The sequence below is a fragment of the Halobacillus sp. BBL2006 genome (assembly GCF_000786645.1).
Taxonomy (GTDB): Bacteria; Bacillota; Bacilli; order Bacillales; family Halobacillaceae; genus Halobacillus.
On the sequence record NZ_JRNX01000754.1, the window covers coordinates 1 to 3,791 of the forward strand.

At 41.1% G+C, this 3,791-nt stretch carries 5 protein-coding genes; 4 read left to right on the forward strand and 1 reads right to left on the reverse strand.

Annotated features, from left to right (window positions below; translation table 11 throughout):
• From LD39_RS23255 to LD39_RS19320, 4 genes are all read left to right on the forward strand, one after another.
• The coding region (locus tag LD39_RS23255) for a hypothetical protein (RefSeq protein WP_035552049.1) at positions 1-502 on the forward strand (502 nt) is incomplete at its 5' end.
• Positions 503-683: 181 nt separating this feature from the next.
• Positions 684-1,418, forward strand: coding sequence for a UMP kinase (gene pyrH, locus LD39_RS19310; protein WP_035552052.1), 735 nt, complete (start codon positions 684-686; stop codon positions 1,416-1,418).
• 113 nt (positions 1,419-1,531) lie between these two features.
• Positions 1,532-2,422, forward strand: coding sequence for a D-amino-acid transaminase (gene dat, locus LD39_RS19315; protein ID WP_035552055.1), 891 nt, complete (start codon positions 1,532-1,534; stop codon positions 2,420-2,422).
• 127 nt (positions 2,423-2,549) lie between these two features.
• Positions 2,550-2,990 carry a hypothetical protein gene (locus tag LD39_RS19320; protein WP_035552058.1) on the forward strand — a complete coding sequence of 147 codons (441 nt, stop codon included), beginning with the start codon at positions 2,550-2,552 and terminating at the stop codon, positions 2,988-2,990.
• Between the two features lie 37 nt (positions 2,991-3,027).
• On the opposite strand, the gene LD39_RS19325 is transcribed toward LD39_RS19320, so the two are convergent.
• Entirely contained in the window at positions 3,028-3,663 is a 636-nt protein-coding gene (locus tag LD39_RS19325) for a YitT family protein (RefSeq protein ID WP_035552061.1), read from the reverse strand.
• Positions 3,664-3,791 lie beyond the last annotated feature (128 nt).

The window sequence follows — 3,791 nt, forward strand, 5'->3', positions numbered from 1 at the left end:
CATTATTATCTTCTTTTTTTATTTGGATAATCGAACGTTCAACCAGCTGACGGACGATCAGACTTACCCTATGGTAGACGAACCGAAAAATCATCCCGTGTCTCTGACAGAAAGCTCACTGACAATCCCTGACTCTGGCGTTCACATGACAAAATTGTACACGCTTCAGAACAATGAGAACCTCTTTATGGGCATCTGGTACAGGAATAGAAACAAATGGATGAATCAAAACGAGGAAAAGTGGAAACGAAATGATGGCGATATGCAGCTTTTAGTAAAGGCAGTCGATGAAAACGGCACGACATTTAATGGGAAAACAAAAGAAGCTGTCCATGGAACGTTTTCCACCTTTCAATATATCCATTTTAATTCTTTCAATTACAGTGAAGAATCCAAAAAACTTGAATTTTACTTCTATCCCATCGTTTCAAAGGGAAAAGAAGAGGAGCCCGCCGCTCGGCCGGTGTTCCATGTGAGTGTTCCTGTTTCCACAGTAGAGTAAGGAAACGTTGCTTCTCTAGAAGCATATGATACAATATTAGATAGCCTAAATGAAAAGAGGGAACGTAAAATGATGAACATCAACCTTCCAAGCACAGACTTCATGAATCATCATTTTCGTTCCGTGAAGAGAGCATAGACTTTTGTCTATGCTCTTTTTTTAACAAGGGAGGTCTTTGGAGTTGAGGTATCAAAGAGTATTATTGAAAATAAGCGGTGGGGCTTTGAGTGGAGATACGAAAGATAACTTTGATAATGTAAGCTTAGAACATATTGCTAATGAAATTCTGAATCTTGTCAATGCAGGGGTAGAAGTTACGCTCGTCGTTGGCGGAGGCAATATATTCAGAGGCCGGACAGCTGAGCAATGGGGGATCGACCGGGTAGAAGCTGATAATATCGGCACAATCGGAACGGTCATAAACAGTTTGATGCTCCGTGGAGTACTGAAGAGCAAGACGGAAAAAGAAGTTCGTGTCATGACGTCGATTCCGATGTCTTCCGTTGCCGAACCTTATATACGTCTTAAAGCGGTTAATTACTTAAAAAAAGGGTATATCACGATATTGGCAGGAGGGAATGGGCAGCCCTTTGTAACTACGGACTACCCGGCCGTTCAACGTGCGATCGAGTTGGAATGTGACGCGATTTTAGTAGCAAAACAAGGAGTCAATGGCGTGTACACAACAGACCCTACCGTAAATCAGGATGCTAAACTCTATGGCAACCTGAATTACAATGATATTCTGTTACAGGATATCCAGGTGATGGATCAGTCAGCACTACTGCTGGCGCGCGACCATCAATTACCGGTCCATATCTTTAATTTCAACCAGCCTGGAGTCATGATGGATTTGTGTAAGGGGCATGATTCTGGAACATTGATATCCAACCAACCATCGACTTTCCAAGAATAAGTCTAGGTCTAAAGGCATATATTCCATTCAATTGAGTGTATGAGACCATGAAATTTGATTTTTCTGATAAACTATTCGTTAATAGTTTAAAGTGATAAAAAGGAGGAAGAGAGATGACGATTTATGATCACGTCCTGACAGAGAATGATTTTGTGCATCAAAATGATCTCCGTTATCCATTTGAAGAAAGAGGCCTTCAATTTGGCGATGGCATTTATGAAGTGATCCGTGTTTACGGAGGAAGTTATTATTTGATTGATGAGCATGTGGAGCGCTTATACAGGTCAGCTGAGGCTGTTAAAATAGAGGTTCCTTATAAGAAAGAACAAATGTACGATCAACTAGATGAACTGTTAAACAAAAACAAGATCACTGGAGATGCGAAAGTGTACTTGCAAATTACACGAGGTTCAGCACCTAGAGATCATGCTTTTCCTACGAATACCGATGCGAACCTTTATGCTTATGTGAAAGATCTACCGAGAGCTACAGATAAAATGCTGGAAGGAGTCGAGACAATCACCCAGCATGATGTGCGTTGGGATTGGTGTTACATTAAGAGTCTCAATCTTCTGCCTAACGTGTTAGCCAAGCAGGCAGCTGCAGAAAAAGGCTGTTACGAAGCCGTGCTTCATAAAGACGGTGAAGTAACCGAATGCAGTTCTTCCAATGTTTATTTAGTCAAAGATGAAAAAGTGTACACACATCCTGCGAAGAAAAATATTCTTCATGGCTGTGTCCGTATCAGAATCGAAGAATTTTGCAAACAGGAAGGTATTCCTTTCATCGAGGAATCTTTCTGCCTTGAAGATTTCCAATATGCAGATGAAGTATTTCTAACAAGCAGTACATCTGAAGTGATGCCGATCCTTAAGGTAGATGAGCTCACGATTGGTGAAGGTAAGCCTGGCGGTATCACGCGTAAACTTCAAGAACTTTATGAAGAAGATGCGGGCATTCCGGCAGATCAGTCCATTTTCAAGAGAAATTTAAAGGCACAATAAGGCAAGAAGACACCTGCAGCATGCACGGTGTCTTCTTCTGTCTTTGTTTAAGAACAAGATGTTTTGGGGATAGATTTTGTAATTATGCTATAATTCCAGAGACTAAAGAATGAATGGAGGTTTTCGTATGTCAAATATCAAATTAGAGCTGACACCGAAGCAATATGAGAAATTGGTTGAAAGTGTATATCTTGGTACATGGATGGTCAATTCTACAAAGATGGAATTAGATGAAGAATTTGAAGATGTCCGTGAGCTGGTGCTTTCTAAGTATAAAGAAGCAAATTTCGAAGATAAAGTTGTCCACCAACAGGAAATGGGGATCCATGACTTAAATGTCGACTATGAATCCGAACTCTTAGAAACGTATGTTGAAGAATATGATGAATTCAGTTTCTGGGACAAACTTGTAGAGAAGCTGGCAGAAAAAGAATTGGTCGAACGTTTTGGTGCTCCGGATGGAGAGATGACCGATGAGATGATGGAAGCCCGGCTTGAAATCGAAGAGAAAATTGGTAGAAAGTTAGAAGAGACCGGCGTAACTCAGCTTATGTTCCAGGATGAATAAAACAAGCATGAACCGTGTTCATGCTTGTTCTTTGTTCTTATCTATTTGCTCTTGATCTTTGCCCGGGTTCCGACCATAAATTGGCTACAGGTCTTGAAATTTGGAAGGACCATTGAATGAGAGGACCGAGTAAAACAGCGACGATGAGTGTTCCGAAGCCGACTGGTGCTCCTAATAAAAATCCGACAAGTGCCATAGCTGATTCAGTGAAAATTCTTACAGAGCTTTTGGACTGATTCGTTTTTTCATTCATGATCATCATGAAATGGTCTAACGGAATTCGAGGGAATGGCGTCCGTAAATACACCGCAACGCCTACGGCAGTAGCGATCAAACCGAGCGTGAAGATTCCCCACTGTGCCCACCATACTTCATAGTTCATATTTTCAAGTATCCCATATAAAAAGATATCGACAGTTCGTCCGCGGATGATAATCGGAATCAATGATTCGAATTGAGGCCGTTTCTTTTCCAGCCAGGCATTAACTAGCAGCAAGATGACAAAAGCTATAATCATTACCGTCCCTACGGTAACTGGAAAGTGCATGGACAACCCAACCGCGACACTGTCCCCTGGACCAACACCAAGCCCTGATTGAATGATAAGGGCCAAACCGAGACTGGAAACGATGAGCCCCGCCAAATATATGGTGAATAGAAAAAGGTATTTCATAAGAGACTCCTTTAATACGTCTAAATTGTGCTTCATTTATCATATACGCTGGAATAGTAGATGTAAAGTTATCCATATGCGAGGTTTTCAATGAATGTGTAAGGGAAAAAGACAAAAAGATAAGAAAA

What these genes read in the sequence shown, in the direction of transcription:
- dat (WP_035552055.1), top strand. Translation starts at nt 1,532, where the DNA reads ATGACGATTTATGATCACGTCCTGACAGAGAATGATTTTGTGCATCAA.
- LD39_RS19320 (WP_035552058.1), top strand. Translation starts at nt 2,550, where the DNA reads ATGTCAAATATCAAATTAGAGCTGACACCGAAGCAATATGAGAAATTG.
- LD39_RS19325 (WP_035552061.1), bottom strand. Translation starts at nt 3,663, where the DNA reads ATGAAATACCTTTTTCTATTCACCATATATTTGGCGGGGCTCATCGTT.